At 40.7% G+C, this 15322-nt stretch carries 27 protein-coding genes; all 27 read left to right on the top strand.

The features are described 5' to 3' along the window. Positions 1–4 precede the first annotated feature (4 nt). The 27 genes from C4B60_RS10720 (at position 5) to C4B60_RS10595 (ending at position 15319) form a co-directional block, all read left to right on the top strand. Positions 5–1372 carry a DNA cytosine methyltransferase gene (locus C4B60_RS10720; protein ID WP_245153942.1) on the top strand — a complete coding sequence of 456 codons (1368 nt, stop codon included), beginning with the start codon at positions 5–7 and terminating at the stop codon, positions 1370–1372. A gap of 33 nt (positions 1373–1405) precedes the next feature. Beyond that, on the top strand, positions 1406–1849 hold the full coding sequence (locus C4B60_RS21675) for a hypothetical protein (protein ID WP_245153941.1): 444 nt from the start codon (positions 1406–1408) through the stop codon (positions 1847–1849). 55 nt (positions 1850–1904) lie between these two features. Then, entirely contained in the window at positions 1905–2162 is a 258-nt protein-coding gene (locus tag C4B60_RS10710; protein ID WP_104058008.1) for a hypothetical protein, read from the top strand. Positions 2163–2244: 82 nt separating this feature from the next. Continuing rightward, entirely contained in the window at positions 2245–2433 is a 189-nt protein-coding gene (locus C4B60_RS10705; protein WP_342365040.1) for an XtrA/YqaO family protein, read from the top strand. 107 nt (positions 2434–2540) lie between these two features. Continuing rightward, complete coding sequence (locus C4B60_RS10700) at positions 2541–3065, top strand: hypothetical protein (RefSeq protein WP_135122109.1); 525 nt, start codon at positions 2541–2543, stop codon at positions 3063–3065. Between the two features lie 187 nt (positions 3066–3252). Next, a complete protein-coding gene (locus C4B60_RS10695) occupies positions 3253–3789 on the top strand; it encodes a hypothetical protein (protein WP_104058005.1) in 537 nt (178 codons plus the stop codon). Positions 3790–3883: 94 nt separating this feature from the next. Continuing rightward, entirely contained in the window at positions 3884–4087 is a 204-nt protein-coding gene (locus tag C4B60_RS10690; protein WP_104058004.1) for a hypothetical protein, read from the top strand. Between the two features lie 13 nt (positions 4088–4100). Continuing rightward, a complete protein-coding gene (locus tag C4B60_RS10685) occupies positions 4101–4565 on the top strand; it encodes a sigma-70 family RNA polymerase sigma factor (protein ID WP_245153940.1) in 465 nt (154 codons plus the stop codon). Positions 4566–4786: 221 nt separating this feature from the next. After that, positions 4787–4990 (top strand): hypothetical protein, encoded by a 204-nt coding sequence (locus tag C4B60_RS10680; RefSeq protein WP_104058003.1) that lies wholly within the window; start codon positions 4787–4789, stop codon positions 4988–4990. Beyond that, positions 4987–5472, top strand: a complete 486-nt coding sequence (locus C4B60_RS10675; RefSeq protein WP_104058002.1) for a putative toxin-antitoxin system toxin component, PIN family — start codon at positions 4987–4989, stop codon at positions 5470–5472. Before C4B60_RS10680 ends, C4B60_RS10675 begins: the two co-directional genes overlap by 4 nt. 80 nt (positions 5473–5552) lie before the next feature. Then, positions 5553–5879, top strand: coding sequence for a hypothetical protein (locus tag C4B60_RS10670; RefSeq protein ID WP_104058001.1), 327 nt, complete (start codon positions 5553–5555; stop codon positions 5877–5879). A 37-nt stretch (positions 5880–5916) separates the two neighbouring features. After that, positions 5917–6675 carry a phage terminase small subunit gene (gene terS / locus C4B60_RS10665; protein ID WP_104058000.1) on the top strand — a complete coding sequence of 253 codons (759 nt, stop codon included), beginning with the start codon at positions 5917–5919 and terminating at the stop codon, positions 6673–6675. Further along, on the top strand, positions 6668–7870 hold the full coding sequence (locus C4B60_RS10660; RefSeq protein ID WP_104057999.1) for a PBSX family phage terminase large subunit: 1203 nt from the start codon (positions 6668–6670) through the stop codon (positions 7868–7870). The genes terS and C4B60_RS10660 overlap by 8 nt, the downstream gene beginning before the upstream one ends. A 9-nt stretch (positions 7871–7879) precedes the next feature. Beyond that, positions 7880–9253, top strand: coding sequence for a phage portal protein (locus tag C4B60_RS10655; RefSeq protein WP_104057998.1), 1374 nt, complete (start codon positions 7880–7882; stop codon positions 9251–9253). Continuing rightward, positions 9234–10253 (top strand): phage minor head protein, encoded by a 1020-nt coding sequence (locus C4B60_RS10650; protein ID WP_104057997.1) that lies wholly within the window; start codon positions 9234–9236, stop codon positions 10251–10253. Before C4B60_RS10655 ends, C4B60_RS10650 begins: the two co-directional genes overlap by 20 nt. A 14-nt stretch (positions 10254–10267) precedes the next feature. Beyond that, complete coding sequence (locus C4B60_RS10645) at positions 10268–10588, top strand: hypothetical protein (RefSeq protein ID WP_104057996.1); 321 nt, start codon at positions 10268–10270, stop codon at positions 10586–10588. Positions 10589–10600: 12 nt separating this feature from the next. Beyond that, entirely contained in the window at positions 10601–10813 is a 213-nt protein-coding gene (locus C4B60_RS10640) for a hypothetical protein (RefSeq protein WP_104057995.1), read from the top strand. Positions 10814–10944: 131 nt separating this feature from the next. Then, entirely contained in the window at positions 10945–11097 is a 153-nt protein-coding gene (locus C4B60_RS21440; protein ID WP_167578631.1) for a hypothetical protein, read from the top strand. Positions 11098–11189: 92 nt separating this feature from the next. Further along, the gene (locus C4B60_RS10635) at positions 11190–11789 is read left to right on the top strand and encodes a DUF4355 domain-containing protein (RefSeq protein WP_104057994.1); all 600 of its coding nucleotides are present in this window, start codon (positions 11190–11192) and stop codon (positions 11787–11789) included. Positions 11790–11806: 17 nt separating this feature from the next. Next, entirely contained in the window at positions 11807–12121 is a 315-nt protein-coding gene (locus tag C4B60_RS10630; RefSeq protein WP_104057993.1) for a hypothetical protein, read from the top strand. 32 nt (positions 12122–12153) lie between these two features. Then, on the top strand, positions 12154–13176 hold the full coding sequence (locus tag C4B60_RS10625; protein ID WP_104057992.1) for a major capsid protein: 1023 nt from the start codon (positions 12154–12156) through the stop codon (positions 13174–13176). A gap of 54 nt (positions 13177–13230) precedes the next feature. Next, complete coding sequence (locus C4B60_RS10620) at positions 13231–13515, top strand: hypothetical protein (protein WP_104057991.1); 285 nt, start codon at positions 13231–13233, stop codon at positions 13513–13515. 4 nt (positions 13516–13519) lie between these two features. Continuing rightward, the gene (locus C4B60_RS10615; protein WP_104057990.1) at positions 13520–13846 is read left to right on the top strand and encodes a phage head-tail connector protein; all 327 of its coding nucleotides are present in this window, start codon (positions 13520–13522) and stop codon (positions 13844–13846) included. A gap of 11 nt (positions 13847–13857) precedes the next feature. Beyond that, complete coding sequence (locus C4B60_RS10610) at positions 13858–14145, top strand: hypothetical protein (protein WP_104057989.1); 288 nt, start codon at positions 13858–13860, stop codon at positions 14143–14145. Between the two features lie 5 nt (positions 14146–14150). Continuing rightward, a complete protein-coding gene (locus tag C4B60_RS10605) occupies positions 14151–14492 on the top strand; it encodes a phage head closure protein (RefSeq protein WP_245153939.1) in 342 nt (113 codons plus the stop codon). Next, complete coding sequence (locus C4B60_RS10600) at positions 14485–14910, top strand: HK97 gp10 family phage protein (protein ID WP_245153937.1); 426 nt, start codon at positions 14485–14487, stop codon at positions 14908–14910. The genes C4B60_RS10605 and C4B60_RS10600 overlap by 8 nt, the downstream gene beginning before the upstream one ends. A gap of 4 nt (positions 14911–14914) precedes the next feature. Beyond that, complete coding sequence (locus C4B60_RS10595; RefSeq protein WP_104057987.1) at positions 14915–15319, top strand: DUF3168 domain-containing protein; 405 nt, start codon at positions 14915–14917, stop codon at positions 15317–15319. Positions 15320–15322: the final 3 nt, after the last annotated feature.

Genomic DNA, 15322 nt, shown 5'->3' with positions numbered 1-15322 from the left:
GGAATTGAAGAATAAAAAGCAGTTGGATCTATTTAGAGAAATTATAGTAGATAACTTTGCCGGAGGTGGTGGAGCTTCTACTGGTATAGAGCTTGCTACAGGGTTGTCGGTTGATATTGCTATCAATCACGATCCTGCAGCTATCGCAATGCATAAGGCGAACCATCCGGAAACTGAACACTATTGTGAGAGTGTCTGGGATGTAGATCCGAAAGAAGTAGTAAACGGCCGGAAAGTGGGGCTGTGCTGGCTCTCTCCTGACTGCAAACACTTTTCTAAAGCAAAAGGTGGTAAGCCGGTAGAAAAGACAATAAGAGGCCTTGCGTGGATCGGGGTCAGATGGGCTGCTACTGTTCGACCCCGGGTTATCATCTTGGAAAATGTAGAAGAGTTTCAAGATTGGGGTCCTCTAAAAGATGGACGGCCGGATCCGGGGCAGAAGGGCAAAACATTTCGATCATTTGTAAGAGCTTTTGAAAGGCATGGTTATAAAGTGGATTTCAGAACTCTAAAAGCATGTGATTACGGAGCTCCTACAACTAGACAACGATTCTTTATGATTGCTAGATGTGATGGGCAGCCTATTACATGGCCTGAAGCTACTCATGGTGATCCTGGAGAAGTAAACGTTCAGCTTGGATTAAAGAAGCCATACAGAACAGCAGCAGAAGTAATTGATTGGTCGCTCCCAGCACCAAGTATTTTCACTCGATCTACTCCATTAAAGGAAAACACTTTGCTGAGAATCGGCAGAGGGATAAAGAAGTTTGTAATCGAAGCTAATGAACCTTATATCGTAAATGATCATGCTCACCTCATTCAACATTACTATACCCACCAGGGGGCTGAAACAAGAGCATCATCACCGGCCGATCCATTAGCAACAATACCTACAGCGAATCGGTTCGGGTTAGTAACTGCATTTCTCACTAAATATTACGGTCAAGGTATTGGTCAGGATGTACAGGAGCCCATTCACACTATACCTACTAAGGATCGTTTTGGGTTAGTTACAGCCTTCATGATGAAATATTACGGCACCAATATTGGGCATGGATTGAATGAACCTTTGCACACGATAACATCCGGTGGAAATAAATTCGGGCTTGTCACTGTAAAAGGAGAAGAATATCAAATAACAGATATCGGTATGAGGATGCTTCAACCACATGAATTATTTAAAGCTCAAGGTTTTCCGCAGCAGTACATTATCGATAAGGATTATAAAGGGAAGCGTTACCCAAAGTCAGCTCAGGTAGCCAGGTGCGGTAACTCAGTACCACCACCCTTCGCAGAAGCTTTAGTAAGAGCAAATTTACCGAATATGTGTGCTGCAGTTCACGAGAATAAGTATCGAAATGTGGCGCAGTAACCGCGCTGTTGAACCATATAGGAGGAGAGAAGAATGTCAGTAGAAGCACACAAATGTAATGTGATTGATTGTAAAGGTTTTATTGTTTTTGAGAATGCTGATTTTGATTATAAGAACCCACCAACGGTCAACGGGATGTATGAATTTGATGATCCCAAATGTACTGAATGCGGTAAAGAATATAAGGTTGTTCCTCATCATGCTGTTATCGCTTTAGATGAACATGAAGATATTGAATTGGTTGAATCGGCTTGCATCACGCAATTTGAAAAAAGAGAACAAGTACGCTCATTTGAAAATGAAATAATGCCATATGAGAAGGTGAAAAAATTCATCCAATTAAGACGATACACTTACTCACCTGAAGAAGTAATTGCACGTTACACAAACTACAAAAACGGAGAATATGTCAGCCATACTATGAAAGATTGTATAAAAAATTTAACGCCAGAATTAGAAAGATTGGCACCATTTTAGTTAAACCGTTCGAATATAAAGCGTGATAACCAAATAATCCATAGGAGTGGTGAAATTGCATAACAACTCTTTCTATCTTTTTAATATGGCAACCGGCCCTAGTGAAGCTGAAAAAGAGCGCATGAGGATAGCAACAAACTATATGAATCGCCGAAAATACGGCAAACATAAAGGACATTTCAAATGGGATTTGGCCGTTTCTTATTTCCGGATGGATAACGATACATTTTTCTCGGTTTGGGGCTTTAACTTTGTACCTGAAGGACGATTATGGGAAGAAGCTAAAGACTATCGTTGGAAATACCTAAATTAAACGAAAAAGAACCAAGGATCACTCCCCGGCTCTCTTAAAAACTCGACACTTTTATTATAGCATGGGGGGATCTTGTGTGAGAATGGAAGAATTAAAGATTGATGGCAAAGGCTACCTTAATATTGATATAATGGAACTAGATAAATGTGCTGTGATAATTGATGGGGGAAAAGCAAAATTAATTAAGTTGCACGAGCACGGAGAGGCGCGGATTATTACTCATCAAGGGAAAGTTAAAAGAGTAAGGTTTGAGGAAGGAGAGGATTTTTAATTTTAGATATACTTTCATGGGAGCTATTGTCTTTTGTAGCCCCACTTCTAACGTTAATTGTTTCTTATATGGTCTACACCTTATATAAAAAAGATATGAATCCAAAATTGTCAGCAAAGCCAACCTTAGAACCTTCAAATGATAACTTTCATAATGCAGATATAGGGGAAATATATTTAGAAACAAAGGATATGGTTGGTTTTCCTAATCTTCCTCATGATCCAAAAATGCTTTCAGTTGAATTATTCAATAATAGTGACCTGCCTGCTACAAAGATTAAAATGAAGTACTCTGTTGTATTTTATAAAACAATACCAACTTTTGATTCTGAGGGTACTGCTGTAAGTCATTCATATATCGAGTATAAAGAAATTAAATCTGTACTAAATTTTGATTATTTAGCCTCACATGATAGTTATTTAGTGAAAATAATGAGGGTATCTGGGGAATTCTCTAGAATAGATATAGTTGTAAAAACACTAAAATCAAAGGAAAGAACTTTTATTAGACAAAGTTTGAGGATCTACAGGTATGAGCACCCTGCATTTGAAAGTCTACAGGATAGTTACGATTACAGATTGTTACTTGGAGTTTCTCCCAATCTCCATGGGGAGGAACATAGAGAAGAGTGATTTAATAGGAGCAATAATGCTTTGTATTCATAATTTAATTGAGTTCGAAAATGAAGTAATTAATCAATGTTATTTTGAATCATAATAAACCTCCTCCCAGCAAATGAAGGACACAGAAGACAAAAAATATTACACATAAATTTTAGGTTAACGGGGTACAATTTGAGGAAGGAGAAGATTTTTAGGTATGAATTTCATTGGCGGTTTATTTAGTGACTCCAACTTTTTAGGAGCCTTAGTTGGTTCAATACTTTCTGGAATTGTAGCTGTTGGAGTGTATGTAATGAATTTAAAAAATATTAGAGATAAAGAAAAAAATAAAGAGAGAATAGATAATTACAAAGAGTTCAAAATTTTAGAATCATGTCTATCTGACCTAAGTAGTTATCTCAAGGAAATAATCGAAGGTTTAAATCAAAACGACTTTGGAATAGTAAAAGCTTACAGTGAAGAAATAATTAGACTGGAACATAGGTTTAACACAATTGATATAAAAAGGTTTGTAACTGAAAAAGAAATATTCCTCCATGCTAATTCAATAATTGCTAATTACCGGTTTTTTAATAATATTTGTACATTATTATTGGATAGAGCATCACAAGGGTTCGAAAATGAAGAGCCAAAAAAGCAATTTATTACGAGTATAAAAAAAATTAAAAGTGGTATGGATGAATCATATTCAAAAATTAGGAAAAGTCTCATAGATCTTAAATATAAAGTTTAATAGTCCCCCCAGCCAACTGGAGGACACAAATTGAGAGCAAATAAAGCTCTTAGTTTGTGTCCTCTTTTTATTTGCAAAAAAAGGAGATGATCTTATGGATGTTACTGCAAACGAAAAATTAAAAGAATTGAAACGCCAATATAGAGAGCTCAATCCTCCAAAGGTGAAAAAGAAGAAAACAAAAACCATAAATAAACCAAAACAGCCGAAGCTTTCTGACCGTGATCTACGAGATTTAATGGGCGTAGATAGACCTACATATAGCAGAAAGCGCGGCGGCTCTTATATACAACGGTGAAGGGGGAATTATTGTGGAGACAAAACAAGTTGAGACGTTCATATACGAATACCACTGGATGAGAAAAGAAGCTGACCGCCTCACATCTCTAATTTGGGGTTCCTCTGAGTCTTATAAAAGTTGGGGTGTCGCTCAGTACGGATTAGAAGCAGCAATGCCTAAAGGCCAGTCCATCCGCAGCGCTGCTGAAATGGATGCTATGGATGCCAGGGATTTACGCTTGTACAATAGGTTTCAAAAGTTCGATGAACATGTTAATGCAGTTGAATCAATTGCTAATTTTGTAGAGAAAACCTTTGATGATCGATACGCTGTTATTTTGGATTGCATGATGGAAGGTATGAGCTACCGATCAATAGCCATGCACTTGGGTGTGAATCGAAACACTATAGGTGAGATGAAAAACAAAATGCTTAACGAGGTGTGCCAAAAATGCCACTTCTTGCAGGAGTTGCAATCATGGAAAAAAACTTCGTAAAATGTGGGTAGGTCGGACGGCTGTTAGGTTGCGCTTTAGCTTATGAGCGCAATCGTAATAAGTCACTTCGTGCCTTGTACAATTTCGATTTTTATAACCCATTGGTATGATTAAAGTTCCTTTTTTTGTGGAATACTTCTCTAAAAAGTGTAGATAAAATGTTGTTTTGTGATACAATTTTTCTAATCAGCATATAGTCTACTCTTGAGGAGGGTGATTGTATGAAAAAAGGAGATGCTAATGTGGGAGCAGTTGCAGACTATGAAAAGAATGTAAATGAAGTTAAAAAAGACCAGTTGTCTGAATCAATTTTAGAATTAAGAGAAATTGGTGCTCAATTAAGAATTGACAATCCTAGAGCAACTTCACCTCAAAGTATTAAGGAAGCTGTTAAATTGGCAAGAGAAATGAGATCAATAACATGAGGGTAATTATTGATACTTCAACACTTATTAACGGATTACTTAACGACGATGATTCACATGCTTGTTATTTAATAAATCGAATTCATGATAAGTCCTTGCAGTTGGTAACGACTGAAGAAATGGCGAAAGAATTAGGTGTATCTCTATTAATCGTCTGTGAACGTGAGGGAAAAGAAGCAAAACAAGCCATTAGAGCAGCCTTGAAATTTGTACATGCTTCTGAAAAGGTCTCTCCAGAACTTAAATTTAAAAATTGTAAAGACCCATATGATGCTATGTTTATCGAGTGCGCTATTGCAGCTAATGTTACTCACGTTATATCTGATGATTACTCACTCCATAGTATTAAAGAATATTGTAAAGATCCTACCGCATTAGCCCAAATTGTAGACATCCAATTCCAAACTCCTGATGAATTTGTTAGACAAATTTATCCTAAACGTCATAAGTTGATTGAAGCTAGAAAAGCTAAAGCAGAATAGGTTTTGTTGAATTGTTGTCGCACCTTAATGGGTGCTTTTTTTATGTCTGAAAAAGCGATTAGCGTGGAAGGGGTGAGGCGTTGGATATCGTTGTAACCATTCCTAAAAGCGAGTATCACAATGATGAACTTGAATCGGTCCATATGAAAGAAGAAGGATTACTGCAATTCTGGACACTTTCCAAAGTACCTAAAAGACTTGCTGCAGGTGATCGAATTTATTTTGTAAAGAATCAACAAGTTGAATCATCCATGAGAGTGATAGACATTAAAACCGACTCCTCAATGCAGTGTGAAACCACTGGCAGGACATGGTCAGGTAAATGTCAGATTGTGATGGATGATTTAAGAGAAGAAGAGTTGCTCAATGTTAGAGGCTTTCAAGGATTTCGTTATAGGTGGTGGTGAGCCTAAAAAATAGATAGGGGATGAGGACGTGAAGTAGATGCCAAGAGCAAGAGATCCTAATAGAGATAAAGCTTTTGAGATATGGAAAGAGAAAAATGGTGACATTACAAATCGTGCTTTAGCTGAAATGTTAAACGTCCCGGAAAAGACAATCAGCGCATGGAAAAGTCGTGATAAGTGGAATGCGGTACTGCAAACGAATGATCGTAGTACTACAATGCGGAAAAAGAAACCGGAACGAAAGAAAAGAAGTGGTAACCCTAACCCGAGTAACCAGTTCACAAAACGGAACAGTACAGCAAGGACTCACGGCTTCTTCTCGAAGTTCCTGCCAGAGGAAACATTGGAGATCATGGAGGCTATGAATGAGTTTTCTGCAGCTGATCTTATATGGGATCAGATACAGATTCAATACGCTGCTATTATCCGGGCTCAGAAGATCATGTTCGTTACAGGGAAGGATGAACTGATCAAGGAACTGAAGAAAACAAAAACCACTAGTACAGACTTTGCTGACACTAAAGAGGAAGAGTGGGAGTTTCAGTTCGCTTGGGATCGCCACGCTTCTTTCCTTAATGCTCAATCCAGAGCCATGAGTGAGTTGCGTGGTCTGATAAAGCAGTTTAATGAATTAGCTTATGAACATGATGAGCGCAGATTGAAGCTTGAGCAGATGCAAACATCTATTGATAAGAACCGCGCAGTGATCTCTAAGTTGGATTCAGATGGAGAAGGCAGTCAAGAGAGCGAAGTGGCAAAAATGCTGCGTAGGATGGCAGGTGTAAAGGATGAGTAACCTGACCCAAAAGCAGCAGGAAGTCTGGAACTGTTATATAGAAGAATCACCTAAAATCCTTGTAGCAAGTGGAGCGAAACGTGCTGGTAAGACGTTCGTGTTCATCTTGCTTTTTTTAATGCATATTGCCAAGTATGAAAATCAAGGGCTCTCATTCATTATCGGCGGCGCAACGCAGGCATCAATCAGGCGTAACGTGCTGGACGATATGGAAGCGATACTCGGTAAAGAACTAAAGCTAGATAAAACAAACGCCATCCGTATATTCGGCAATAAAGTATATTGCTTTGATGGGTCTACTGCAGATGCTTGGAAGAAAGCGCGTGGTTTTACATCAGCCGGGGCACTGCTCAATGAGGGTACTGCACTTCACAACATGTTTGTGAAAGAAGTCATTTCACGTTGTTCCTATCCAGGTGCAGCTACATTCCTTGATACAAACCCTGAGAATCCAGCTCATACCGTTAAAACGGATTACATTGATAAAGACGGCCAGCGATTAAAAAATGGAAAGCTCAACATAAAAGCATTTCACTTTTCGCTGTTTGACAATGATCAATTAGATCCAGAGTATGTCGAATCAATTGTAGCAAGTACGCCGTCAGGTATGTTTACAGATCGAGACATACACGGGCAATGGGTTGCTGCTGAAGGGGTTATATACAAGGACTTCAATCAGCACATTCATTACATTTCGTCTGAAGAAGCCGAAAAGAAAAATTTCGTAAAATACTTTGCTGGTGTTGACTGGGGTTATGAACACCATGGCTCAATTGTGGTGCTAGGAATCGATGATAAAGAATACATCTATTTACTTGAAGAGCATGCCAAACAGCATGAGGAGATTGACTATTGGGTTGAGATTGCTAATGGTGTGAAAGAACGTTATGGCAATATTAACTTCTATTGTGATACCGCAAGGCCTGAACACGTAGTCAGATTCAGGCGAGAGCGCATTAAAGCGAGGAATGCTGATAAAGCTGTTGTGTCTGGCATCGAAGAAGTTGCCAGGCTGTTTAAGCTGCAGAAATTAAAAGTGGTGAAGGATCGTGTTAAGCGATTCAATGAAGAAATCAACCTGTATGTATGGAATGAGAAGACCGGAGAGCCAGTAAAGCTCTGGGATGACGTGCTCGATGCAGTCCGTTACGCCATTTATACAGAATTAAAACCAAAAAGACGTAAAACGGGGTAGGTGAGTTCATTGCTGAAATTCAAGAAGCAAATTGATGAAAATGGCATTAATGAAGAATTGATTCAGGAAATCATATCTGCTCATAGCAAAGAGCGTGAGCGAATGAAGAATTTATATCAGCGTTATAAAGCTGATGAAGACGGTCCGAAGATATTCAAACGATCTGCAGCTGCTTATGATGGCTTTGGTAAGTCGAATGCAGTTAAGCGATTAGATGATAAGGTAAACAACCGTCTGAACAACGCATTCGATGCAGATATCGTTGATACAAAGATCGGTTATTTGTTTGGTCATCCAATCAGTTATGAGGCTGGTAAAGAGAATGAGTCGCTAAAAAAAGTGTTAGAAGAGTTTATTCTTCGAAACAGTGTTGCTGATGCTGACTCAGAGTGTGGAAAGATGGCTGCTATATGTGGTTACTCTGCAAGACTTGTTTATATCGACACGGACGGCTTTGAAAGAATTAAGAACATCGAGCCGTGGGAAACGATCTTTATTGGAGAAGAGATCCACGAGCCTGATTACTCCATTAGATATTACACAATCAATGGACAAACCTATGCTGAATTTTATGATGATTCATACGTTTATTTATTTACTAAAAGTGGTGGTAATTCGTATGACTTAGTTGAAATTGAAGATCATCTGTTTGAGCATAATCCTTTATTCGGCATGGCGAACAATAAAGAGTTGAAAGCAGACGCTGAGAAGGTACTGGCGCTGATCGATGCGTACGACAGAACAATGTCCGATGAATCAAACGAGATTGAACAGTACCGCCTGGCTTACCTGATCCTTAAGGGAATGGGTGCCGATGAAGAAACACTCGCTGAAATGAAGAAGTCAGGCATCTTGGAGATGTTTGAAAAGGATGATGATGCCAGGTATTTAACAAAGGATATAAATGATCAGATGATCGAAAATCACCTTGATCGCCTTGAAGAGAATATCCTGCGTTTTTCTAAGTCAGTGAATTTCTCAGATGAATCATTCGGCGGAACGATTACCGGTCCAGGAGCCCGATACAAGCTGATTGCTCTTGAAAACAAATGCATCACGATGGAGCGTAAGTTTTCAGCAGCACTCAGATATCAGTTCAAGGTGCTTTTCAGCGCATGGGCCAAGCGCAAAGGATTCGCAAAAGAGGATTATTTGAAGGTGTGGTTTGGTTTCAAGCGCAACCTGCCGCCAATGCTGTTAGATGAAGCGCAATCAACTGCTCAGCTTAAAGGTAATGTGAGTGAGCGCACGCGATTGTCATTGCTTACGTTCGTTGATGATGTTGATTTCGAAATAGAGGAAATGGAGAACGATCTTCTGAGGTTTGGTGAACGATTGCCGGATTTAGAGGAGGATGAAGAGGATGAACCAATTACAGATTGAGGATCTCCTGGATAAACTCCTGAAGCAATCGGAAGACGATCTTGAGAAGGTATTCAATAAACGACTGAGAAGCATTCAGTTTCAAGTCTCTGAAATGTTCCGAAAGTATGAGAGGGACGGAGAGCTCGGTTGGACTGAGGTAAACAAGTACGACCGGTTTGCGAAGGAAATGGCGAATATCACTAAAGAATTGACCGGTGATTACCGCATGATCATCCGTGAGCTTCAGAAGTCGCTTGAATATCAGTACGTTGAGGGATATTTGAGAACAGCGTATCTATTGGAGAATTTCGCAGGCTCGGAGATGGGCTTTTCGGTTCCGTCGGTTGAGATGATTAAAAGCGTGTTACTTAATCCAATCGCTGAGCTGACTTTATCAGCAGTTTTACAGCAACACCGGAATGAGATTGTACGAAAAGTAAATATCGAGATTGCACAAGGCATTCAAGCCGGCGAAGGCTATTCTCAGATCGCTAAGAGGTTAGAGAAAACAGTCGGATTCTCCAAAAACAAGGCTCGGCTGGTTGCTCGGACTGAAAGTGGGCGCGTTAGAAGTCTTTCAGGTGAAAAAGCAGAGGAACAAGCTGATAAGTTTGTTGAAATCACCGGGCTTTGGATGAGTGCACTGGACTTCAGGGTTAGACGATCACACAGAATACTCGACGGTCAGAAAACCGATAAAGAAGGTTATTTTCATTACAGAGGATTAAAAGCAAAGGGACCTCACCAGTGGAATGTTGCTTCAATGGATATTCAGTGCAGATGCGTGAAGCTAAGATTGGTTAATGGGTTGATTCCTGAAGTGCGGAGAGGTAGAAACTACGCTGACCCGACGTATCAGAGAAAGCTTGCTGATCGAATTGAGAAGTATATGGCTGATGAGTCGCTGACATATAAACAGGCGCTTAAAAAGGCACAGAAAGAGATTTCACCGCCATCAATGGTTATGGATTACGAACCGTTTGAGAAGTGGAAGGAAAGACAGCCGAAAGCATCTTAAAGGAGTGAATTAGAATGGCTAAATTAGTGATCAAGAAAAAAGCAAGCTCTAAGAGCAATGATGGTGCTGATGACTTCCGGAATGAGGAAGGGTTGTTCTTTAATGATTATCATACAACAGTAGATGGTGTAGAAATCAGGCATTTAACATCATTAAAATTAATGATGTCAACAGATGCGATTAACGAGTGTTCACTTACGTTCTTTGTGGATCATGTAGATGTAGATGCCGATTTTTTGGCTGCTGTTAAAGTGCATATTGAGGAACAAAACAATAGTAAGTTGGAACAGGAAATCGAAGAAATCAAAAGAACCGGTGTCATAAAAAAAAATTAGGAGTGAGCTCAGGTGCCAAAAACAGATATCGACTACCTTAAATCTATCGACAGCACGTTAAAGGATGTGCTAAAGGAATTAAAGCGAGGGAATCCGCAGCCTGAACCTAAACGATTTGGGAAAGTAGAAATTCATAGTAAGGATTTAGCGGATGCCCTAATTCAACTTAATGAGTCAGAAGAAAGAAAAAAAGAAATGCAATGCATGGCCCGTGGCACTCGCTAGGGCTATTTTTTATATCTGAAAGGTGATGGTGATCTTGCTTTTGTACTCAAATACGAAAGGAAAGGTAAGGTGATCCACATCTCGGTTTGCTACTCCGTTATGTAGCTGAATAGTCAATGGAGGTGGTCTTAATGCAGCCCCAAGACGTAAAGAAAATCGACTTAGAGCCTATATTCGATCTTTACCGATTAGGAATGATTTCATGGGACATGATGAAAGGCTTAATAATTGCTGAGTTTAACGATTACCGAGAAAGCGTTCAACTTTATAGAGAATTCATTTGAAGTCCGGTCTTTAAGCAATAGACCTTATAAACAGGCTTATTTATTTTGCACTCTCAGGCTCGTACTGCGGAGGGCACAAGGAGGTACTACCAATGACATTAGAAGAGATCAGAACATGGCTAGAAGCCAATAGAGGAAATTCAGATGTAGCTGCTTATTTAGGAGAACTTTCAACGCCTACTGCTGAAGGAGTGGAAGGGTTCTTAGATACGGAAGCAGGACGCAAGGTTCTTCAACCACGTTTGGACAGTAACTTCACGAAGGGTTTAAACACCTGGAAGGAAAAGAACCTGGACAAGCTTATTGAGGATGAAGTGAAGAAGCGCAATCCGGACAAAACACCGGAACAAATTGAGCTAGAGAACCTCAGAAAAGAGCTTGAGGATCAAAAGAATGAAGCTAAGCGTGAAAAGCTCATGACTTCAGCAATGAAGGAAGCTTCAACAAAAGGATTGCCTACCGCCTTCCTTGATCTATTTGTAACGAGCGATGAAGAAACCACACTTGCGAATTTGAAGCGCTTGGAAGAAACGTATTCTGCAGATCTTCAAAAAGCTGTTGATGAGCGTTTCCAGAAGGGCGGCCGAAAGATTCCTTCAGGTGATCCGAACGATGATAACAGTGTTGGTTCAAGTTTCGCCAAATCAGCCAATGAACAAAGTAAGCCAGCTTCAGCTGGACTATGGGATTAAGAGAGGAGAAATAAATCATGCCATACGTAAAAAATTACGGTAAAACAGAAGAAATTAACTTTCTTGCTAGTGCTAAATTTGTAGCTTTCACTGAACAGGTGAGTGATTCAGATGTAACAGCAAACGCTGAGGGTCGTAAGGTCGTTCCTGCTGGTACTGTTTACCCTGCAAATAATGCAACTGCAAAAGGGATCCTAATCCATGATGTGGATGTCACGGAAGGTCCTCAGCCTGGCTCAATAATGGTCGAGGGTTATGTGATTGAAGCACGCCTGCCAGAAGCGCCATCCACTGAAGCAAAAGCAGCTATGACAGAAATCAAATACCGATAATTAATAATTGATAAGAAAAAGGAGACGATCACATGCCAAACGTTTTAGAACTATTTAATCAAAGAGAGGTACTTACCTACCTTCAAAACCGTCAATTTCCTGCGCTACTTGGTGAAACACTTTTCCCTGAGGTTAAACGTCAAAGCCTTGAATTTGATCAAATCAAAGGCGGCAGCATGATTCCTGTCACTGCAAGCGTTCATGCTTTCGATACTGAAGCAGAGATCGGAAGCCGTGAAGCGAGCAAACAGGCCCTTGAGCTTGCCCTAATCAAGCGTAAGATTCAACTGAAAGAAAAGGACATCATTGCGCTTGAGAATCCACGTAATAGTGCTGAGCAACAATATCTGATGTCTCAGGTATTCAATGACGTTGATCGTCTTGTTGCCGGTGTTAAATCTCGTGTTGAGCAAATGCGTATGGAGGCACTTGCTTCCGGTACGGTAACACTAGCCGAGAACGGACTGAGTGCTGTTATTGATTACGGTGTGCCTGCTGGAAATAAAGAAGCACTTGCAGGAACTTCAGCATGGACTGATAGCTCTTCGGATCCAATTGCTGATTTAGAGCGTTGGGCTGCAGTAATCAACGGATCAGCAACACGTGCGCTTACTTCCAAATCAGTACTGAATACGCTTCTGCGTCATCCTAAAGTGGTTGCTGCTATCTTCGGATCGGGGTCTGGCCGCATTCCAACTCGGGCTGATTTCAATGCATTCCTTTCTCAGCAGGAACTCCCACAGGTTGCTGTATATGATCAAGTTTTCCGTAAGCAAGCAGCAAACGGCACATACACTCAACAGCGTTACTTCCCTAACAACAAGTTTGTTATGTTCGGTGAAGGAACGATGGGTGAAACGATTTACGGTCCAACTGCTGAAGAGATCCGTCTGACTCGTGATCCTTCTATTGATACGAACATGGTCGGCAATGTACTGGCGATGGTGTATGAAGAGAACCTTGATCCAGTAAGCACATGGACAAAGGCGGTTGCTACTGCACTTCCATCATTCCCTGCTGCTGATGAAGTATTCCAAGCTCAGCCGATCGCATAATAAAAATTCTGAGGGTCGCTTTTAGGCGGCCCTATATTATTGGAGGTTACGCAGATGAAAGTGACAGTAAAAGATACAGCTGTTGTATATAACGGCAAGCGATACGAACCTAAAGCGAGTCTTGAGGTAGATGAAAAGCACTTTAATGAGAATCTTTTTTCTAAGAACGAAGCTGCTTCATCACCAAATGATGAAGAAACTGATTACTTTGGTTTTACAGCCGAACAACTTGAAAAGGTTAGCAATGACAAGCTCAAGGCTTTCTTAGATAAAGAGGGAATTGAGTACAAGTCATCTGATAAGAAAGAGGACTTTATCAATCTGATTGTCGGGGAGTGATCTTATGCCACTTCTTGAAGATATTAAAACCATACCAGCCTTTTCAAATGGCAAACATGATAGTTTCTTAGCTTTCATGGTTCCTGCTCTTGAAGAGTGGATTAAAGAATATTGCAATAATCATTTTGAAACTTCGCCAAATGGAGAAACAAAGTACCCGGGCGGCGCGAAAATCTTTATTGCCAAAGCCTGTGAACACAACATGACAAAGGCTGGCTTATCGGGCAGGTCAATGGGAAGCGTGTCATATTCATATGATTTAGAGTTTCCGGAGAGCTTGAAAATGTATCTTAGACCTTATCGAAAGCTGAAGTTTGTCAGACAAAGATAGGAGGTAGAGCAATGATCAACATTGTCGGTCCAAAAGGACAACGCATGAGAGTCACAGAACGAGCTTATAACGAGCTTTACAAAGATAAAGGCTATAAGTCTGTGAGCGACAAACCAACCGTCAAGGAAGTCCAACAAGCTGAAGTGGAGGCGGAAGAAGCCGCTGACTATTCAGCGCAAACGGAAGCAGCATTAAAACGAGTGAAGAATGAGAAATTATCGGCTTTCCTCGATGAAAAAGGCGTTGAATATCAAGAAGATGCCACTAAGAAGGATCTTATTGCGTTGATTAAGGGGTGATTGGCTTGGAAGAATTTCCACATGAAGTCATCATTCAAGTGCATACTGAGCCTGTTTCTGACGGCGGAGGTGGATATCTGCCCGGCACTGGCGGCTGGATGAATGTAGATACAGATGACTTTTTCGGGTTCTTGGACACTCCAACGTCCAGAGAAATCTACGAAGCTCATCAACTGCAGCATCCTTTTGATCGCAATCTCTATTACCCTTACAGGACCGACATAACGCCTAAGATGCGTGTCGTATGTGAGGGAGATATTTATGAGATTGTAAGCAAGCCCATGGATCAGGGCGGCCAGAACGAAATCATGAAGGTTCCTTTGAGGTTGGTGAGTCCTGGTGGCTAGAAATGGTCAGGTTCAGGTAGGTAATAAATTGATGCAGCGTGCTATAAAAGAGTTCGGTGACGAGATTTTAGAGCGAGTCAGAGAGATTGTCCAGGAAACTGGAATGATCATCTATAATAACGCTGTTGCGACTGTTGCTGTCGATTCAGGAGACACTCGTCAATCGATCACTTTTTATAGCAGCTTAGATGGTCTGTCTTGTACAGTGGAGGTCGGGTCTTCGATAGCGATTTACTTGGAATTTGGCACCGGCATCCATGCAGTGAATAACGACGGGCGAAAAACACCGTGGGTATACTGGTCCGATAAATTAAATCGATGGGTATTCACGCGCGGGATGCCAGCTCAACCTTTCTGGTTCCCGGCTGTCGATAAAGGCCGCAGATACTTCTCTCGTGAGATAAAGAAATTGGGGTGATGGAATGCCGATTCAAACAGCTTTATGGCCGGTGCAAGTTGCTTTGTTTCAACGACTCAGCAATGACCCGGTTTTATCATCAATCGTGACCGGTGTGTTTGATTACGTGCCTGATGAGCAGTCGAAGCCTTATGTGCGTATCGGTGAGCCTCTTTCGGATCCATTCTCCAATAAAACGTCTTACGGTGAAGAGGTATCAACCGTTATTCATACCTGGTCAAGCGCTATGGGTAAAAAGCAAAGCTATGACATTATTAATGCTGCAATCAAAGCATTATACGCTCAGCCACTGTCATTAGACGGTGGTTTTTCTATTGTCAAAATGGATGAACCGAGGACGCAGGTCTTTGATGACATTGACGGCAAAACGAACCATGGCGTTATTAGGTTAAAATTCTGGATTAAATAAAAG

The sequence above is a fragment of the Jeotgalibacillus proteolyticus genome, from assembly GCF_002926065.1.
Classification (GTDB): domain Bacteria; phylum Bacillota; class Bacilli; order Bacillales; family Jeotgalibacillaceae; genus Jeotgalibacillus; species Jeotgalibacillus proteolyticus.
Note: the sequence above shows the minus strand (reverse complement) of the source record. Positions and strands in the feature narration are given on the sequence as shown.

Excerpts from the sequence above, each read along its gene's own strand:
- terS (WP_104058000.1), top strand. The coding sequence starts at position 5,917 with ATGCCAAGAGCAAGAGATCCTAATAGAGATAAAGCTTTTGAGATATGG.
- C4B60_RS10610 (WP_104057989.1), top strand. The coding sequence starts at position 13,858 with ATGATCAACATTGTCGGTCCAAAAGGACAACGCATGAGAGTCACAGAA.
- C4B60_RS10690 (WP_104058004.1), top strand. The coding sequence starts at position 3,884 with ATGGATGTTACTGCAAACGAAAAATTAAAAGAATTGAAACGCCAATAT.
- C4B60_RS10615 (WP_104057990.1), top strand. The coding sequence starts at position 13,520 with ATGCCACTTCTTGAAGATATTAAAACCATACCAGCCTTTTCAAATGGC.
- C4B60_RS10595 (WP_104057987.1), top strand. The coding sequence starts at position 14,915 with ATGCCGATTCAAACAGCTTTATGGCCGGTGCAAGTTGCTTTGTTTCAA.
- C4B60_RS21440 (WP_167578631.1), top strand. The coding sequence starts at position 10,945 with ATGCAGCCCCAAGACGTAAAGAAAATCGACTTAGAGCCTATATTCGAT.
- C4B60_RS10620 (WP_104057991.1), top strand. The coding sequence starts at position 13,231 with ATGAAAGTGACAGTAAAAGATACAGCTGTTGTATATAACGGCAAGCGA.
- C4B60_RS10705 (WP_342365040.1), top strand. The coding sequence starts at position 2,245 with ATGGAAGAATTAAAGATTGATGGCAAAGGCTACCTTAATATTGATATA.
- C4B60_RS10695 (WP_104058005.1), top strand. The coding sequence starts at position 3,253 with ATGAATTTCATTGGCGGTTTATTTAGTGACTCCAACTTTTTAGGAGCC.
- C4B60_RS10635 (WP_104057994.1), top strand. The coding sequence starts at position 11,190 with ATGACATTAGAAGAGATCAGAACATGGCTAGAAGCCAATAGAGGAAAT.
- C4B60_RS10645 (WP_104057996.1), top strand. The coding sequence starts at position 10,268 with ATGGCTAAATTAGTGATCAAGAAAAAAGCAAGCTCTAAGAGCAATGAT.
- C4B60_RS10650 (WP_104057997.1), top strand. The coding sequence starts at position 9,234 with ATGAACCAATTACAGATTGAGGATCTCCTGGATAAACTCCTGAAGCAA.
- C4B60_RS10625 (WP_104057992.1), top strand. The coding sequence starts at position 12,154 with ATGCCAAACGTTTTAGAACTATTTAATCAAAGAGAGGTACTTACCTAC.
- C4B60_RS10675 (WP_104058002.1), top strand. The coding sequence starts at position 4,987 with ATGAGGGTAATTATTGATACTTCAACACTTATTAACGGATTACTTAAC.
- C4B60_RS21675 (WP_245153941.1), top strand. The coding sequence starts at position 1,406 with ATGTCAGTAGAAGCACACAAATGTAATGTGATTGATTGTAAAGGTTTT.
- C4B60_RS10630 (WP_104057993.1), top strand. The coding sequence starts at position 11,807 with ATGCCATACGTAAAAAATTACGGTAAAACAGAAGAAATTAACTTTCTT.
- C4B60_RS10680 (WP_104058003.1), top strand. The coding sequence starts at position 4,787 with ATGAAAAAAGGAGATGCTAATGTGGGAGCAGTTGCAGACTATGAAAAG.
- C4B60_RS10660 (WP_104057999.1), top strand. The coding sequence starts at position 6,668 with ATGAGTAACCTGACCCAAAAGCAGCAGGAAGTCTGGAACTGTTATATA.